This is a genomic window from Ruegeria sp. HKCCE3926 (assembly GCF_017872515.1).
Lineage (GTDB): Bacteria > Pseudomonadota > Alphaproteobacteria > Rhodobacterales > Rhodobacteraceae > Ruegeria.
This window is the reverse complement of sequence record NZ_JAEDOU010000001.1, coordinates 1,341,592-1,357,104: the sequence shown is the minus strand read 5'-3', so window position 1 is coordinate 1,357,104 and position 15,513 is coordinate 1,341,592. Positions and strand designations below refer to the sequence as shown.

The following is a 15,513-nucleotide window of genomic DNA, read 5'->3' as shown; positions in this document are numbered from 1 at the left end:
AGGAGATGACCGATGGCCGGAGGTTGGGCACGCGACGGCGCTGTGAGCGAACAGATCGAAGCGTCGATCTCGGATGAACTGGCGCGGATGCAGGCGCAAAAGCGGCCCCAGGGCGAAAGCTTGACCCATTGTGCCGAATGCGAGGAACCTATCCCGGAAAAGCGTCGCGTCGCGTTGCCCGGAGTAAAGCTCTGCCTGGATTGCCAGCAGGAACGGGACGGCGCGTTCAAGGCGCGCGGCGGCGTCAATCGGCGGGGGTCGAAGGACAGTCAGTTGAAGTGATCTTGGGTATGGCCGCGATGAGCCAAACGTACATGGGCTTCGATCGCGTCAGTAATCAAGACTTTAAACAGAACTGTCACATCGATGCATGATCATTGCTAATCTGCATGATCCCACCCACCCGCTTTTTAGCAGCAAAAACCAACCGTCAACGACGTGGTCTTCCTGACCTTTCTGGGCGTATTGTCGACTGCGCTGGCCTATTTGCTTTGGTACGAGGCCGCCGCACGTGTCTCGATCCTGACGGCCACCTGATTGGTCGCCACCTCAGTGGTGTTCACCTTCGTCAATCCGGCTATTTTTCTACGGGCACCGATCATCCTAAGTGGCCGCTCTGGGGGCGACTTTGATCGTTTCGCAGTGTTTCTGGCGACCGGGAAAAACTAGGTGAAAGCCAAACTGGAGTTACCGGCGGCGCCACCAACGTCGCAGCAGGTTGACGTCCATGGCGGCCACCATGATGCCCAAAGGGATCATCCAAAAGCCCAGGACAGGAAGAAAACCGAAGACGCCCGCGACGATCAACAATAGCCCCACGACAAACCGCAGCCCCCGCGGGACGTTGCGGCGGATCCGGGCCAAGACAGGGTGCAGGCGGTGCTGGATGGCCCGCCAGCGCCCCTTGTCGCCCGGGTCAGTCACCCCTCCATCGCCTCCAACTCGTCGATAAAGCCCGAGATCATCGACAGGCCCTTGTCCCAGAAGTTCGGGTCGCTGGCATCCAGCCCGAACGGGGCCAGCAATTCCGTGTGGTGCTTTGATCCACCTGCGCGCAGCATTTCGAAATACTTGTCCTCGAAACCTTCGGCGCCGCTTTCATAGACCGAATAGAGCGCGTTCACCAACCCGTCGCCGAAGGCATAGGCGTAAACGTAGAAGGGCGAGTGAACAAAGTGCGGGATATAGGCCCAGAAGGTCTCGTACCCGTCCATGAATTCAAACGCGGGGCCAAGGCTTTCGGCCTGAACGCTCATCCACAGGGCGTTGATGTCATCCGGAGTCAGTTCCCCCTCGCGGCGGGCGGCGTGCAGTTTGCATTCAAAGTCATAGAAGGCGATCTGGCGGACCACCGTGTTGATCATGTCCTCGACCTTGCCGGCCAGCAGAACCTTGCGCTGTTCGGGCGTTTCGGCCTGATCCAGCATCTTGCGGAAGGTCAGCATCTCGCCGAAGACGCTGGCGGTTTCGGCCAGTGTCAGGGGCGTCGAGGACAGCATCTCGCCCTGATCGGCGGCCAGCACCTGATGCACGCCGTGGCCCAGCTCGTGCGCCAGGGTCATCACGTCGCGCGGTTTGCCCAGATAGTTGAGCATTACATAAGGATGCACCTCGGTCACGGTGGGATGTGCGAAGGCGCCCGGGGCCTTGCCGGGCTTCACCGCCGCGTCGATCCAGCCTTTCGAGAAGAACGGCGCCGCGATGTCGGCCATGCGGGGATCGAAGGCGGCGTAAGCCTCCATCACGGTTTTCTCGGCGTCCTCCCACGACACGGTGCGGGTGTCTTCCATCGGCAGCGGCGCGTTGCGGTCCCAGACCTGCATCACATCCAGCCCCAGCCACTTGCGCTTGAGCTCATAGTACCGATGGCTGAGTTTGGGGTAGGCGGCCACAACCGCCTCGCGCAGGGCTTCGACCACTTCGGGTTCGACATCGTTCGACAAGTGACGCCCTGTTTGCGCGGTCGGCATCTTGCGCCAGCGATCGACGATTTCTTTCTCTTTGGCCTGCGTGTTGTGGACACGGGCAAATGTTTTAATGTTCTCCTGAAACACGCGGGCCAGTTCCCGCGCCGCTGCCTCGCGCTTGGAGCGGTCCTGTTCGGTCAGCAGGTTCAGGGTGCCCTCGATGTTCAGTTCATTGCCATCCACATTGAACGTCAGACCGGCGATGGTTTCGTCAAACAGACGCTCCCACGCGTCGCCGACAACGCCCAGATCGTGCAGGAATTTTTCCAGCTCGTCAGACAGCTGATAGGGCTTCATCGCGCGGATACGCCGGAACACGGGCTCGTATCGGGCCAGATCCGGGTTGGCAGCAAAATGCGCCCCAAGCACATCATCTTCGATCCGGTTGATCTCGAGCGTGAAAAACACCAGAGGCGTCGTGAACACGGTGATCTTTTCCTGCATGTCCGACAGGAACTTGGCCCGCTCTGCGTCGGTGGTCAGTTGGTAATAACGCAGACCGGCAAAGGACATGATACGGCCCGCGACGGCGTTGATCTTTTCATTGCGCTGAACGCAGGCCAAAAGGGCCGCGGCGTCCAGCTCTGCCAGCTTGCCTTCATAGTCGGCCGCAAAGGCGGCACATTCGCCTTCCAGCCAGTCCAGGTCGCGCGCCAGTTCGGGCGCTTCTTCGGATGTGTAGAGATCCGTCAGATCCCATTCGGGGAGATTGCCCAGATTGTCGGCGCCGCCCATTGCGTTTGCGTCACGGACGGGAAAGGGAAGGTCGCGCATGGATCACCTTTTGTAGACTGCTTTTGCAAACATCTAGGGGTGGCGCGCGCGGATCACAAGCGGCCAATCCCAAGGTGAAAAGGTTTACGTTGAAACCAGCTCGGACGCCCCATTTGATTGGTTGGCCCGGAAATGCCTGGCAAGCTGGTCCAGAACCGGGCCCCGAACGTCCGGTGCTTCCATCAGCACTTCATGTTCACCGTTCGGGATTTCGATCAATGTACCATTCGGCCAATTGGCCATGCGCGCCCGTATGGCTTTGCGATCGACGATCTGTTCGTGGCTGCCCAGAAAAGTCAGACAGGGTGTCTTCGGGGCGGGCTGTTCCATCAACCATTCGCATTCGTCCAGCGACTCGCGCAGCCAGCGGTTGGAAGGAGCACCAAGAGCCAGTTCGGGATGCGCATTCAGCTGATTTTGCATCATCCGGTACATGTCCGGGTCGCGGGTCAGCATATTCCCATCGAAAGGTTGCGACAGGACATAGCTTTCAAGCGTTGTGGTCGGGGGGGTGCGTTCGCCAAGGCCAAGCGCGGTGCCCCAATACGCTGTAACGCGGCTCAGAGGTTTCATGACCGGAGTGAAGAAAATTCCCCACATTGGGCCGGTGAACGCGCACGCGGCAAAACACCCTTTTTCGATGACGGCACGCAACCCGATGGCACCGCCCATCGAATGCCCGACGACATACCACGGCTTGGGCAGATCCAGAGCGTTCGCAAGGTCCAGGGTTGACTGAACATCGTATTGGTAATCGGTGAAATGATCGACATGGCCGATGCGTGGGTTGTCCAGCAGCCGATCCGAAAGACCCTGACCGCGCCAGTCCACGGCCAGCATCGCAAAGCCGCGTTTCGTGAATTCACCGGCTGTACTGCCATATTTTTCGATATATTCGGTGCGTCCGGGGAACATCATGACGGTGCCATGTGCACCATCATCCGGAAGCCAGTGACCCACGCGAATGCGTGTTTGGTCAGACGTCGTCAACCAGTGGGCCTTTCCACCGGCAGGTCCGCCGGCCACGTCTTCAAAAAAGGGGGCCGGCGACAACTCCATCAGGCCAGTACCGAGGCAAGCTTCATGGCAACACCCATGTCGCCATCAATGCTCAGCTTTCCGGACATGAACGCGCCGGTCGGATTCAGCTCACCGCTGAGGATCTGTTCGAACGTCTCTGCGTCAGCGCTCATGGTGACACTGGCCTCTTCATCGCTGACCCGCGCACCGTTTTCGTCCAGAACGATCGAACCCAGATCAGTGATGGCGAACTTGGCCGTGTCATCAAACGCGCCGCCTTCCAGTTTTTCGTTCAGTGCGGCAGCCGCCTTTTCAAGAGTCTCGCTCATGCTTTTCCTCATATTGTTAGTGCGCCGTGAATGGACATCCCCGGTCGCAACGCTACACTGACTATTGTTATGAGCATTGCAATTCACAATCTCAAAGGTACCGTTGCGGCACTTTTTGTCCTAGTCACGTTTTCCTCCAATTGTTTCGCGCAGCAGGCGGATTCACGGGACGAGGATGAGTTGCTGCAAAAACTGGCGCAGTCGACCCCGGAACAGGCAATTGCACTGGATCGGCAGTTGCAGGCGCTGTGGTCGCAATCGGGGTCTGCGTCGGCTGATCTGCTGCTGGAGCGGGGACGCGAAGCCTTGGATGAGGGCGACGTCGGCGCTGCTCTGGATCACCTGACCGCGCTGACGGATCACGCGCCTGATTTTGCCGAAGGCTGGCATCTGCGCGCCTCTGCCTTTTTCGGGGTCGAGCGATTTGGTATGGCGGCCGCCGATCTGGAACATGTGCTGACGCTGAATCCAAATCACTATGAGGCGATTTACGGTCTGGGTCTGATCTTTGAGGTTATCGGGGAACCTCGGAAAGCCTACGAGGCTTATTCTCGGGCCTTGGCTATACATCCCCATCACGAAGAAGTAACCAATGCCGTGAATCGGCTGAAGCCTCAGGTTGAAGGCAAGGCGCTGTAAGGCTCGGGGCAGGGGGCGAATGTGAGCGGGTCATCCCGAATCGTGGCCGTACTTGGCCCGACCAACACTGGTAAAACCCATTACGCTATCGAACGCATGCTGGGCCATCGGACCGGCGTGATCGGTCTGCCGCTGCGCCTGCTGGCGCGCGAGGTCTATGACAAGATCGTTGCGATCCGTGGGCCGTCGGTGGTGGCGCTGGTCACGGGCGAAGAACGGATCGTACCGCCCCGCGCCCAGTATTGGGTGTGTACGGTTGAGGCGATGCCGGAAGGCATGGGTGCTGATTTCGTTGCCATCGATGAGATTCAGCTTTGTGCCGATCCGGAACGGGGTCACGTCTTCACCGACCGTCTGCTTAGGTCTCGCGGCACGAACGAGACACTGTTCCTGGGCTCGGACACAATGCGTGGCCCTATTTCGGCGCTGGTCCCCCAGGCGCAGTTCGTGCGGCGAGAGCGGATGTCGCAGCTGGTTTACTCGGGCTCCAGAAAGATCAGCCGGATGCCTGCGCGGAGCGCCATCGTGGGGTTCTCGGTTGAAAACGTCTATGCCATTGCCGAATTGCTGCGCCGCCAGAAAGGTGGAGCTGCGGTGGTCATGGGGGCGCTCAGCCCGCGGACCCGGAATGCACAGGTGGACCTGTACCAAAACGGCGAGGTTGATTACCTGGTTGCCACGGACGCTATCGGGATGGGGTTGAACCTGGATGTGAACCACGTTGCGTTTTCATCCCTGTCCAAATTCGACGGGCGCAGGATGCGTCCGCTTGCGCCGAACGAGCTGGCGCAGATCGCGGGCCGGGCAGGTCGCGGGATGTCGGATGGCACATTCGGCGTAACTGGAGAGGCCCCGCCGCTGGACGAGGGCGTGGCGCAGGCGATCATGGACAGCCGGTTCACGCCGATGAAAAAGCTGAACTGGCGAAATGCCGCCCTTCGGTTCGGCTCGATTGATGCGCTGATCGACTCGCTTGAGGTCGGCCCGGATGATGAACACCTGATCAAGGCCCGCCCTGCTGATGACCTGAACGCGTTGAAATCGCTGTCGCAAGTGACCGAAGTTGTCGCCCGTGCAAGCGACGGCCCGTCCATCCGGTTGCTGTGGGATGTGTGCAGAATCCCTGATTTTCGCGGTATCAGCCATGCGGAACATGCCAGCTTGCTGGAGGTGATCTATGGCCATCTGCATGAACGGGGATCCATTCCCGACGAGTTTATGGCACGGCAGATCAGACGGATCGATCAGACCCACGGCGATATCGACGCTTTATCTAAAAGATTGGCATATATTCGCACGTGGACATATGTTGCGCAGCGGAAAGGGTGGGTTCGTGACGAATCACATTGGCGTAACGAAACCCGCACTGTAGAAGACAGACTGTCCGACGCTCTGCATGAGCGTCTCACGCAAAGATTTGTGGATCGGCGCACATCCGTTTTGTTGCGCCGGCTCAAACAGAAGGAGGCCCTTTTGGCCGAAGTAAATGACAAGGGTGAAGTGACCGTCGAAGGCGAATTCGTCGGTCGTCTGGAAGGGTTCCGGTTCATCCCGGACAAAAGCGCGCAGGGAACCGAGGCAAAAGCTCTAAAATCGGCGTCTCTGCAAGCACTCGCGCCGCAATTCCATCTGCGCGCCGATCGCTTCTACAACGCGCCCGATACTGAAATTGATTTCACTGATCAGGGTGGCCTGATGTGGGGTGAATACGCCGTTGGCAAGCTGGTTGCCGGGGCGGAACCTCTCAAACCTATGGTCGAAGTGTTCGTTGACGAAGCGGCGGGGCCGGATGTCGAGCAGAAAGTGCAGCGCCGTTTGCAGCACTTCATTGACCGCAAGGTGGCCGCTCTGTTCGAGCCGCTGCTGAACCTGTCCCGCGATGAGGAACTCAGCGGCCTTGCCAAAGGCTTTGCTTTCCGCATGGTCGAAGCGCTGGGTATCCTGCCCCGCGCACAGGTCGCACAAGAGGTCAAGGATCTTGATCAGGACGCCCGCGGCGCCTTGCGCAAGCATGGTATCCGGTTCGGCCAGTTCACCATTTTCATGCCGCTGCTGCTGAAACCGGCCCCGACGCGTCTGCGTCTCGTGCTTTGGGCGCTGTCCAGCGGGTTGCAGGAATTCCCCGAAGCGCCGCCTCCGGGCCTGGTGACCGTGCCGGTCGCCAAGGATGCGCCGCAGGGCTATGACACCATGTGTGGCTACCGCGATGCAGGCGAGCGTTCGATCCGTATCGACATGCTGGAACGTTTGGCGGACATGCTGCGCGCAGAAGACAGCCGCGGCGGTTTCGAAGCCAAACCCGATATGCTGTCGATCACCGGTATGACGCTGGATCAGTTCGCAGACCTTATGCAGGGGCTGGGATACAAGGCGGAACGCGGCGAGCGGCCGAAAGTCAAACCTGCACCGGCCGAACAGCCGGCGGCAGCTGAAGCGGACAAACCGACCGCCGAAGAAGCCCCGGCAAGTGAAGTCGGGGCAGAAGAGGTGGCCGCACCCGCCGAGGCGGCAGTCGAGGCCACCGACGGCACCGAGGCGGCAGCCGAGGCTGGTGCGGACAGCCTTCCCGCAGAACCAGTGTCAGACGAACCCGAGGTTGAAGTGTTCTACACCTTCACCTGGGCCCGTCAGCGACAGCCCAACCGAGGTCCGCGCCGCGAGCAGGGGCAGGGCAAGGGTAAACCGCGCGGCAAGCCGCAGGATGGCCGTAGCAAACCGCATGGCAAGAAGGGCGGCAAGCCTCAGGGCGCCAAGACCTTCTCGTCCCGGCCGCCGAAAAAGGAAAAGGCGATTGATCCCGACAACCCGTTTGCAGCCGCGCTGATGGGTTTGAAGGACGGCAACTGATCCGAAATGGCCGAGGCCAAGCTGCGGATTGACAAATGGTTGTGGCAGGCGCGGTTCTTCAAGACCCGCAGCCTGGCCGCCAAACAGGTCAGCGGGGGCCATGTCAGGTTGAACGGAAGCCGGGTGCAAAAACCGGCGCAGGCCGTGGCCCCGGGCGACGTTCTGACCTTTCCTCAGGGCCGTATCGTCCGCGTTGTGCGCATCGAAAAAATCGGGGATCGCCGTGGTCCGGCCCCCGAAGCGCAAACGCTGTATTTCGATATGACCGAAAAACAGGACGTTCCGCCCAAAAATCCGGGGTTTGAGGGAAAAGGTCGCCCGACAAAGAAAGATCGCCGTTCTCTTGATCTTTCTCGCACCGAAGATCGCTGATCATATCTTGAAGAGTAGGCCAGACTGAATTAGCTAAACGCTCAAACCGCAAACGGGAATCCGATCATGACCTATGTTGTCACCGAAAACTGTATCGCCTGCAAATATACCGACTGTGTCGAAGTATGTCCGGTGGACTGTTTCTATGAAGGTGAGAACACGTTGGTCATCCATCCCGATGAATGCATCGACTGCGGTGTTTGCGAACCAGAATGCCCGGCCGACGCGATCCGCCCCGATACTGAACCGGGCATGGATCAATGGGTCGAATTCAATCGCAAGTACTCGGAAATGTGGCCCGTGATCGTCACCAAGAAAGATCCGCTTCCCGATGCGGAAGAACGCGACGGTGAAGAAGGCAAGATGGAGAAGTATTTCTCGGAAGCACCGGGCGAGGGTGGTTGAACGATTCGCGCTCAAACCTCTGTTTGATGCGAAAAGAACGCGGCTCAACCTGTTGAAAACAGGTTTAATATGAAAATTTACCGCCGGGTAAACTTTCGGGTGTCGTATTTTTGTGATATACTTGGTTCTTGTATGATGACCGAGATTGGGATGCGCTCCACAAGTATGCTCGCTTTGGAGATTTGAATTTGTGACAATATCGCCGCCTGTCGGGGCTGAGAAAGTCCCCGCATGTGGTGCTTTTGTTGTCTGTGTCCCGTCCGCAAGCAAGGAAAAAACTGAATGACAAAGTCGAAAAAGCTCGAGTTCCGCCCGAACGACTATGTTGTCTACCCCGCTCATGGCGTAGGCCAGATCATCTCGATCGAAGAACAGGAAGTCGCGGGATTCTCTCTGGAGCTGTTCGTCATCTCATTTGAGAAAGACAAGATGACTCTGCGCGTGCCGACCAACAAGGTTACCGAATCCGGTCTGCGGTCGCTCAGCTCGCCCGACGTGATCAGTCAGGCAATGAAAACGCTGAAGGGAAAGGCAAAGGTCAAACGCGCCATGTGGTCGCGCCGTGCTCAGGAATACGAGCAGAAAATCAACTCGGGCGATTTGATTTCGATTGCGGAAGTGGTCCGCGATCTGCATCGCACGGACGACCAGCGCGAGCAGAGCTATTCCGAACGTCAGCTGTACGAAGCTGCGCTGGAACGCCTGACCCGCGAGGTTGCGGCGGTTTCCGGCACCGGCGAAGTATCCGCCGCCAAACAGGTGGACGAAGTTCTGACCTCTCGCGCTGCCTGACAGCGAGTTCGATATGACAACAGGCCGCTCCACCATCGGGGCGGCCTTTTTCGTGGCTTGGTGAATTCCGCAAGTACCGCTAATTCTACTGTATATGCAGCAAGCTACAGGGCAGACATGAAGCAGACAGTTAGATATCTGTATATCGGACATGACCCGATTTCGGTCTGGTTTCGGTACGCTCTGATCCTGTTCGATGTTGCGACAATCATTTTCTTTGTCGCAACGGCTCACGTCCCTCATGGTCCCGGCTTGATCCTTGCAAGCCAGTTGATCGGTTTTTTAATTTTCTTGGACTTTTTAGCGCGGCTTTGGATTTCAAAGGATCGTTGGAAGCTGCTGCGCCAGATTTATACGCTGGCGGATATTGTCGTTATCGTCTCGCTGGTTCTGGATCCGTTTCTGACGGGCAACCTGGCTTTCCTGAGGATTCTGCGGGCCTTGCGCCTGATCCATTCATACCACCTGCTCAGGGACTTGCGACGCGACAGTACCTTTTTTCGCACCCATGAAGACGCGGTGATTGCAGCAATCAATCTGATGGTTTTCGTCTTTGCCACCTCTACGGCGGTATTGGTGTTCTTCATTCCGGAAGACGCCCAGACGCCTTACATAGACGCGCTGTATTTCACCATGGCCACCCTGACCACAACCGGGTTCGGCGACATCACGCTGAGCACACCTTGGGGCAAGCTGTTTTCGGTCTTCATCATGGTCGTGGGCGTCGCGTTGTTTGTCCGTTTGGCGCAGGCGATATTCATGCCGCAGAAGGTACGTCACAAATGCCCAAGCTGCGGGTTGTATCGGCATGATCCGGATGCCGTGCATTGCAAGCACTGCGGTGGAACACTGCGGATCGAAACAGGCGGCGCGTCCTAAATCTGCGCGCTTATGGCAAGCAGAAACGCGATCTCGGCCAGTTGTTGCGATGCCCCAAGTATGTCCCCGGTCTGGCCGCCGATCTTCTTGCGCGCTGTCAGCGCCAAGATGGCGGCAACCAAGGCAGCAGAGAATATGGCGGTGATCGCCGCACCCCCGCACAGGAAAACGGCGATTGTAACGGCCAGGCCCAAGGACATGCTGACCGAAATCGCGCCGGGGGTTCCCACCGAATGGCTCAGCCCCGATTTTCTGGCGTTTGGCAGGGATGCCATCAAAACCGGCATCAGGGCGCGTGAGAACACGCAGGCTGCCAGAATCGCCCAAATCGACCCGGTTGCCAAAATCGTGGCAACTGCCGAAACCCGAGCAAGCTGGGAAACAACCAAAGCGAGAACACCATAGGTTCCGATCTGGCTGTCTTTCATGATTTCAAGTCGACGTTCAGCGGTGAACCCGCCCCAGAGGCCGTCGAACGTATCGGCCAGACCGTCCTCGTGTATCGCGCCCGTCGTCATGATCAACATTGCAACCAACAGTGTCGCGGCAACAAAAGGGGGCAGATGAAAGACCATTGCCAACCATCCGACCAGACAGGCGATCGCTCCGACGGCCAGCCCGGCGATGGGGAAGGCCCATGCCGCCTGTGCCTGCCGCTTGAATACAGGTTCCGGCAATCGGGGCAAGGGCAGGCGGGTCAACAGCACCAGAGCCAGCGGAATATCCCACAGGGAAAAGGGATTGGTGTCGTTTTTCTGCACGCCCGTGCCTTTCGGGGTCTTGTTGGTTTCGATGCTTCGGTTAAACACACAGGACCACTCTGATGCAATGAGGCTTTCATGTTGCCTGAACTGAATGATTTGAACGCGTTCCGTGCTGCGCTTGCAGCGGTTCCGGGGCCGGATGCCACCGCGGCGCAGGGCGCGGCAGAGCGAAACGGACAACTGACGAAACCCCCGGGCGCGTTGGGGCGACTTGAAGATTTGGCAATCTGGTACGCAGGATGGCGCGGAGATGCCCGGCCAAAGATCGCGGCGCCACAGGTCATCGTCTTTGCCGGAAACCACGGAGTCACCGCACAGGGGGTCTCGGCTTTTCCGTCGGAAGTGACCGTGCAGATGGTGATGAACTTCGAACATGGCGGTGCGGCGATCAACCAGCTGGCCCGGGCGGCGGGTGCAACGATGGATGTTCACGCGCTGGATCTGGACAACCCGACAGCAGATTTCACCCGGGCACCGGCCATGACGGAAGCCGAATTGCTGGACGCGCTGCGCACTGGCTGGCAGGCCGTGGATCCGCAGGCTGATCTGTTGGTCGTGGGCGAGATGGGCATTGGCAACACCACCCCGGCAGCCGCGATTGCCTGCGCGCTGTTCGGTGGTGACGCGGCCGATTGGACAGGTCGCGGGACGGGCGTCGATGATGCGGGGCTGACCAACAAGACCCGTGTTGTGGCCGAAGGTGTAGCGTTGCACAGGTCAGAGGATGGCCTTGAAATTCTGCGCTGCCTCGGAGGTCGTGAGATTGCGGCGATGGCCGGGGCGATTGCCGCCGCGCGGATATTGCGCATTCCTGTGATCCTGGACGGTTTCATCTGTACCGCTGCCGCTGCCTGCCTGTGGAGGCTGTCGGACACCGCGCTGGATCACGCCGTGGCCGGCCACCAAAGCGCCGAGGCCGCACACGGTGCCGTATTGGCGAAGCTGGGCAAGGAACCGCTGCTGAGCCTTGGTCTTCGGCTGGGCGAAGGCTCGGGCGGGGCGCTGGCGATCAATATTCTCAGAAGCGCCGTGGCCTGCCATTCCGGTATGGCAACCTTTGCCGAGGCAGGAGTGTCTGACGGTTGATTCATTGCCTGACCCGGGCACAGGCTTGGGTCAGGCGGACTTCTTGGCGTGTTTTTCGGCCAGTTCCAGCAGCGCGGTTTCCAGATCCTTTTCCAGCTGCTGTGCACGCTCGATGTATTTCTTGTTTTCGGCAGTTGGCAGACCCGGGACCCACAGCTCGGCGAGATCGCGAACAGACATCCGGTCATGATGATAAAAAGTCTGTTCCGCCTGTGCGGCCTCGTACTCACTCAGCCCGATATTCTCCAGAACATAGCGGCCTGCGCGCAATGAGCTGTCGAAAAGTTCCCGCACGATGTCGTTGGCACCAGCCTGATAGAGCTCGTACACATGAGTCCGGTCGCGGGCGCGTGCGATGATGTGCAGGTCAGGGCGCTGCCGTCTGGCATACCCGACAAGCCGCGTGACTTGTTTGTGGTCATCCATGGCAGCGACAAGGACCGACGCTTTTTCCAATCCCGCAGCGCGCAGCAATTCAGGGCGTGTTGGATCGCCCAGAAACCCTTTGACCCCGAAACGGCGCATCAGCTGAATAGTTTCGATGTTGTGGTCCAGCACAACCGTCTTGAACCCGCTGGCCCGCACCAGCCGGTTTACAATCTGCCCGAACCGACCAATCCCGGCGATGATGACGGGGCCTTTTTCGTCAATTTCGTCCGGCACAGGTTCTTTGGAAGTGTCGCCGATCTTTCGCGACAGAAGATCGTAGATGATGAACAGAAGCGGTGTGATCAGCATCGTCAAAGCGATGATCATCAGCAGTTTTTGGGACAGGTCGGGGGGGATGACATTCTGTTGCGTGGAAAATGCCAGCAGCACAAAGCCAAACTCACCCGCTTGCGCCAGCCCCAGGGTGAACAGCCAGTGATCGCGCCCACGCAACTTGAAGGCCTTGCCTACAAGATACAGGATGATCCCTTTTGCAAGGATCAAAAGAAGCGCCAGACCGATCAGGTCAAGGGGGTCATCAAAGAAGTAGGCAACATCGATCCCGGCACCGACCGTGATGAAGAAAAGCCCAAGCAAAAGCCCTTTGAATGGCTCAAGGTCGCTTTCCATTTCATGTCTGAACTCGGAACTGGCCAGAACCACGCCCGCCAGGAAGGCGCCCAGGGCAGGGGAAAGTCCGACGAGGGTCATCAGGAAGGAAATCCCGACCACGATCATAAGCGCCAGAGCGGTATACATCTCGCGCAGGCGGGTCGCGTGAATGAAGCGAAACAGCGGACGGGTCAGGTAGACACCGGCCAGAATGACAAACACCACTGCCCCGATCGTGACCAGCGTGACGGCCCAACCCGGCAGACCTTCGACCAGAGAAAGGCTGTGATGGTCCGCGCCGTGAAGTCCTCCGGCCCCGCGGTCAATCGAACCATCCGATTTGATCTGAGGCATGGCAGGTAAGGCCAGAAGTGGCAGCAAGGCCAAGATCGGAATGACCGCTATGTCCTGGGTTAACAGCACCGAAAACGTAGCTCGACCGCCATTTGTTCGCATCAGGCCCTTTTCGGAAAGGGTCTGAAGAACGATTGCCGTGGATGACAGCGACAAAGTCAGCCCTACGGCCAGGGCGACCGACCAGGGGTGGTTGGCGTACATTGCCACGGCAGCAATCGCAGCCGTCGACAACGCAACCTGCAACCCGCCCAACCCCAGCAACTTGTCGCGCATATCCCACAGGGCGCGCGGCTCCAGTTCCAGACCGATCAGGAACAGCATCATCACCACACCGAATTCGGCAACGTGCTGAAGGTTTTCCGTTTCCGCGCCGACAAGGCCAAGAACAGGACCAATGATAATCCCGGCAGCCAGATACCCCAGAACCGACCCCAACCCCAGCCGTGCAGACAGGGGAACGGCGATGACTGCGGCTGCCAGATAGATTGAAGCCTGATATAGGAATACGTCCATAGGTGTCCTCTCGGGCCCGTTCAGGTGGGCAGGGGGGCGTCGCGTTTCAGTTGGTCCATTACGATCTGGCTCTGAACTCTTGCAACGGCAGGATGCGGCAGGATGACCGAATGTAGCAAGCTGTTGAGCGCGGAAAGATCGTCACAATAGATGTGCAGCAGGTAATCTGCCTCACCGGTCATCGTCCATGCGCTGGTAATTTCGGGGCGGGTGTCGACCATGCGGGCGAAGCTTGCAGATTGATCAGGGCCATGAGTTCCCAGATGGACCTGAACAAAGCCTTGCACTTGCAGACCCAGTTTCAACGGGTCCAGCCGCGCGGCATACCCGGTTATGTACCCTTCGGCTTCAAGCCGCTGGCGGCGGCGTCCTGCCTGACTGGGTGACAGGTTCAGCATTTCGCCCAGTTGGTGCGCGGTCAGGTGTGCGTCCTTTTGCAGGGCGGAAAGCAATCGCTTGTCGGTCGCGTCCAGCATGTGCGGAAAAATCCTGCCATTATTAATTTTTATGCGCGTTTTGCGCGCCTATCGGCAGTTTACACGAAAACAATGCGCAGAAACAGCGTCATAAAAGTCATATTTTTGAATCAGCAAAGAAATTCCTGTTTTCGAAGGAGACGCGCCATGGGTCCTTTCCCACACAACGCCCCGAAATCTGTTATCAGCGAAGAAAACCCTGCCGGTACCGATGGGTTTGAGTTCGTCGAGTTTGCCCATCCTGAGCCGCAGGAGCTGCGTGATCTGTTCGCGAAGATGGGGTTTGACCTGGTGGCCCACCACAAGGAAAAGCCCGCCGTCGAGCTGTGGCAGCAAGGGGATGTCACCTATATCCTGAACGCGGATCCCGACAGCTTTGCCGCGAGGTTCGTGGACGAGCACGGACCTTGCGCGCCATCCATGGGGTGGCGAGTTGTTGACGCGCAAAAGGCCTATGACCATGCCGTATCAAAAGGTGCGGAACCTTACGACGGCGCTGACAAAACCATGAATGTACCTGCGATCAAGGGCATCGGCGGATCGTTGATCTATTTCGTCGATCAATATTACGACACATCGCCATACAATCAGGAATTCGAGTGGATCAAAGAATCCAAACCTCGGGGCGAGGGGTTCTTCTATCTCGATCACCTGACGCACAACGTCTACAAGGGCAACATGGACAAGTGGTTCAAGTTCTACGGCGACCTGTTCAACTTCCGTGAAATTCGTTTCTTTGACATTCAGGGCAAGTTCACCGGGTTGTACAGCCGGGCGCTGACGTCTCCTTGCGGTCGTATCCGCATCCCCATCAACGAAGACCGCGGTGAGACGGGGCAAATCGTATCCTACCTGAAGAAATACAAAGGTGAAGGCATTCAGCATATTGCTGTCGGCAGTGACGATATTTACGCCTCGACCGATGCAATTGCGGAAAACGGTCTGAAATTCATGCCGGGCCCGAACAAGGCATATTACGAGATGTCCAGGACCCGCGTGGCCGGCCACGAGGAGCCGCTGGACCGGATGATGAAACACGGCATCCTGATCGATGGTGAAGGCGTTGTCGACGGTGGTGAGACCCGGATTCTGCTACAGATTTTCTCGAAAACCGTCATCGGACCGATCTTCTTCGAGTTCATTCAGCGCAAGGGCGACGACGGTTTCGGCGAGGGAAATTTTCAGGCGCTATTCGAATCCATCGAACGCGAACAGATCGAAAGCGGCGAGATTTCCGCAGCCTGATTGCAAC

At 58.3% G+C, this 15,513-nt stretch carries 16 protein-coding genes; 9 read left to right on the top strand and 7 right to left on the bottom strand.

Features of this window, described 5'->3' with window-relative positions; genetic code table 11:
* Positions 1–12 precede the first annotated feature (12 nt).
* Positions 13–282 (top strand): DksA/TraR family C4-type zinc finger protein, encoded by a 270-nt coding sequence (locus I9184_RS06820; protein WP_170346639.1) that lies wholly within the window; start codon positions 13–15, stop codon positions 280–282.
* Between the two features lie 405 nt (positions 283–687).
* On the opposite strand, the gene I9184_RS06815 is transcribed toward I9184_RS06820, so the two are convergent.
* The 4 genes from I9184_RS06815 to I9184_RS06800 all read right to left on the bottom strand — a co-directional run bounded on the left by I9184_RS06815 (position 688) and on the right by I9184_RS06800 (position 4,090).
* Positions 688–924: a hypothetical protein gene (locus I9184_RS06815; protein ID WP_171633140.1), complete on the bottom strand. Its 237-nt coding sequence runs from the start codon at positions 922–924 to the stop codon at positions 688–690.
* Positions 921–2,741, bottom strand: coding sequence for a M3 family oligoendopeptidase (locus I9184_RS06810; protein ID WP_209833373.1), 1,821 nt, complete (start codon positions 2,739–2,741; stop codon positions 921–923). Before I9184_RS06810 ends, I9184_RS06815 begins: the two co-directional genes overlap by 4 nt.
* Positions 2,742–2,825: 84 nt before the next feature.
* Positions 2,826–3,800 carry an alpha/beta hydrolase gene (locus tag I9184_RS06805; protein ID WP_171723459.1) on the bottom strand — a complete coding sequence of 325 codons (975 nt, stop codon included), beginning with the start codon at positions 3,798–3,800 and terminating at the stop codon, positions 2,826–2,828.
* Entirely contained in the window at positions 3,800–4,090 is a 291-nt protein-coding gene (locus I9184_RS06800; protein WP_171633132.1) for an SCP2 sterol-binding domain-containing protein, read from the bottom strand. The genes I9184_RS06805 and I9184_RS06800 overlap by 1 nt, the downstream gene beginning before the upstream one ends.
* A gap of 30 nt (positions 4,091–4,120) precedes the next feature.
* Here I9184_RS06800 and I9184_RS06795 point away from each other — a divergent pair, with 30 nt between their 5' ends.
* The 6 genes from I9184_RS06795 to I9184_RS06770 all read left to right on the top strand — a co-directional run bounded on the left by I9184_RS06795 (position 4,121) and on the right by I9184_RS06770 (position 10,024).
* On the top strand, positions 4,121–4,729 hold the full coding sequence (locus I9184_RS06795) for a tetratricopeptide repeat protein (RefSeq protein ID WP_171633129.1): 609 nt from the start codon (positions 4,121–4,123) through the stop codon (positions 4,727–4,729).
* A 21-nt stretch (positions 4,730–4,750) separates the two neighbouring features.
* Entirely contained in the window at positions 4,751–7,576 is a 2,826-nt protein-coding gene (locus I9184_RS06790; protein WP_209833372.1) for a helicase-related protein, read from the top strand.
* A gap of 6 nt (positions 7,577–7,582) precedes the next feature.
* Positions 7,583–7,948 carry an RNA-binding S4 domain-containing protein gene (locus tag I9184_RS06785; RefSeq protein WP_171633125.1) on the top strand — a complete coding sequence of 122 codons (366 nt, stop codon included), beginning with the start codon at positions 7,583–7,585 and terminating at the stop codon, positions 7,946–7,948.
* Between the two features lie 66 nt (positions 7,949–8,014).
* Entirely contained in the window at positions 8,015–8,353 is a 339-nt protein-coding gene (gene fdxA / locus I9184_RS06780) for a ferredoxin FdxA (RefSeq protein WP_152457680.1), read from the top strand.
* Between the two features lie 282 nt (positions 8,354–8,635).
* Complete coding sequence (locus I9184_RS06775) at positions 8,636–9,145, top strand: CarD family transcriptional regulator (protein ID WP_171116428.1); 510 nt, start codon at positions 8,636–8,638, stop codon at positions 9,143–9,145.
* Positions 9,146–9,262: 117 nt separating this feature from the next.
* The gene (locus I9184_RS06770; RefSeq protein ID WP_209833370.1) at positions 9,263–10,024 is read left to right on the top strand and encodes an ion channel; all 762 of its coding nucleotides are present in this window, start codon (positions 9,263–9,265) and stop codon (positions 10,022–10,024) included.
* On the opposite strand, the gene cobS is transcribed toward I9184_RS06770, so the two are convergent.
* Positions 10,021–10,833, bottom strand: a complete 813-nt coding sequence (cobS, locus tag I9184_RS06765; protein ID WP_348539506.1) for an adenosylcobinamide-GDP ribazoletransferase — start codon at positions 10,831–10,833, stop codon at positions 10,021–10,023. The two genes, I9184_RS06770 and cobS, sit on opposite strands and share 4 nt — an antisense overlap.
* 30 nt (positions 10,834–10,863) lie before the next feature.
* On the opposite strand from cobS, the gene cobT reads away from it, so the two are divergent.
* Positions 10,864–11,874 carry a nicotinate-nucleotide--dimethylbenzimidazole phosphoribosyltransferase gene (gene cobT, locus I9184_RS06760; RefSeq protein WP_209833368.1) on the top strand — a complete coding sequence of 337 codons (1,011 nt, stop codon included), beginning with the start codon at positions 10,864–10,866 and terminating at the stop codon, positions 11,872–11,874.
* A 30-nt stretch (positions 11,875–11,904) separates the two neighbouring features.
* Here the strand turns inward: cobT and I9184_RS06755 are convergent, their stop codons facing one another.
* Both I9184_RS06755 and I9184_RS06750 read right to left on the bottom strand, forming a co-directional pair.
* Complete coding sequence (locus I9184_RS06755; RefSeq protein WP_209833366.1) at positions 11,905–13,785, bottom strand: monovalent cation:proton antiporter-2 (CPA2) family protein; 1,881 nt, start codon at positions 13,783–13,785, stop codon at positions 11,905–11,907.
* A 20-nt stretch (positions 13,786–13,805) separates the two neighbouring features.
* Entirely contained in the window at positions 13,806–14,261 is a 456-nt protein-coding gene (locus I9184_RS06750; protein ID WP_209833364.1) for an Lrp/AsnC family transcriptional regulator, read from the bottom strand.
* Positions 14,262–14,408: 147 nt separating this feature from the next.
* Here I9184_RS06750 and hppD point away from each other — a divergent pair, with 147 nt between their 5' ends.
* Entirely contained in the window at positions 14,409–15,506 is a 1,098-nt protein-coding gene (gene hppD, locus I9184_RS06745; RefSeq protein ID WP_171633112.1) for a 4-hydroxyphenylpyruvate dioxygenase, read from the top strand.
* Positions 15,507–15,513: the final 7 nt, after the last annotated feature.

What these genes read in the sequence shown, in the direction of transcription:
- I9184_RS06820 (WP_170346639.1), top strand. Translation starts at nt 13, where the DNA reads ATGGCCGGAGGTTGGGCACGCGACGGCGCTGTGAGCGAACAGATCGAA.
- I9184_RS06810 (WP_209833373.1), bottom strand. Translation starts at nt 2,741, where the DNA reads ATGCGCGACCTTCCCTTTCCCGTCCGTGACGCAAACGCAATGGGCGGC.
- I9184_RS06805 (WP_171723459.1), bottom strand. Translation starts at nt 3,800, where the DNA reads ATGGAGTTGTCGCCGGCCCCCTTTTTTGAAGACGTGGCCGGCGGACCT.
- I9184_RS06800 (WP_171633132.1), bottom strand. Translation starts at nt 4,090, where the DNA reads ATGAGCGAGACTCTTGAAAAGGCGGCTGCCGCACTGAACGAAAAACTG.
- I9184_RS06795 (WP_171633129.1), top strand. Translation starts at nt 4,121, where the DNA reads ATGGACATCCCCGGTCGCAACGCTACACTGACTATTGTTATGAGCATT.
- I9184_RS06785 (WP_171633125.1), top strand. Translation starts at nt 7,583, where the DNA reads ATGGCCGAGGCCAAGCTGCGGATTGACAAATGGTTGTGGCAGGCGCGG.
- fdxA (WP_152457680.1), top strand. Translation starts at nt 8,015, where the DNA reads ATGACCTATGTTGTCACCGAAAACTGTATCGCCTGCAAATATACCGAC.
- I9184_RS06775 (WP_171116428.1), top strand. Translation starts at nt 8,636, where the DNA reads ATGACAAAGTCGAAAAAGCTCGAGTTCCGCCCGAACGACTATGTTGTC.
- I9184_RS06770 (WP_209833370.1), top strand. Translation starts at nt 9,263, where the DNA reads ATGAAGCAGACAGTTAGATATCTGTATATCGGACATGACCCGATTTCG.
- cobT (WP_209833368.1), top strand. Translation starts at nt 10,864, where the DNA reads ATGTTGCCTGAACTGAATGATTTGAACGCGTTCCGTGCTGCGCTTGCA.
- I9184_RS06755 (WP_209833366.1), bottom strand. Translation starts at nt 13,785, where the DNA reads ATGGACGTATTCCTATATCAGGCTTCAATCTATCTGGCAGCCGCAGTC.
- I9184_RS06750 (WP_209833364.1), bottom strand. Translation starts at nt 14,261, where the DNA reads ATGCTGGACGCGACCGACAAGCGATTGCTTTCCGCCCTGCAAAAGGAC.
- hppD (WP_171633112.1), top strand. Translation starts at nt 14,409, where the DNA reads ATGGGTCCTTTCCCACACAACGCCCCGAAATCTGTTATCAGCGAAGAA.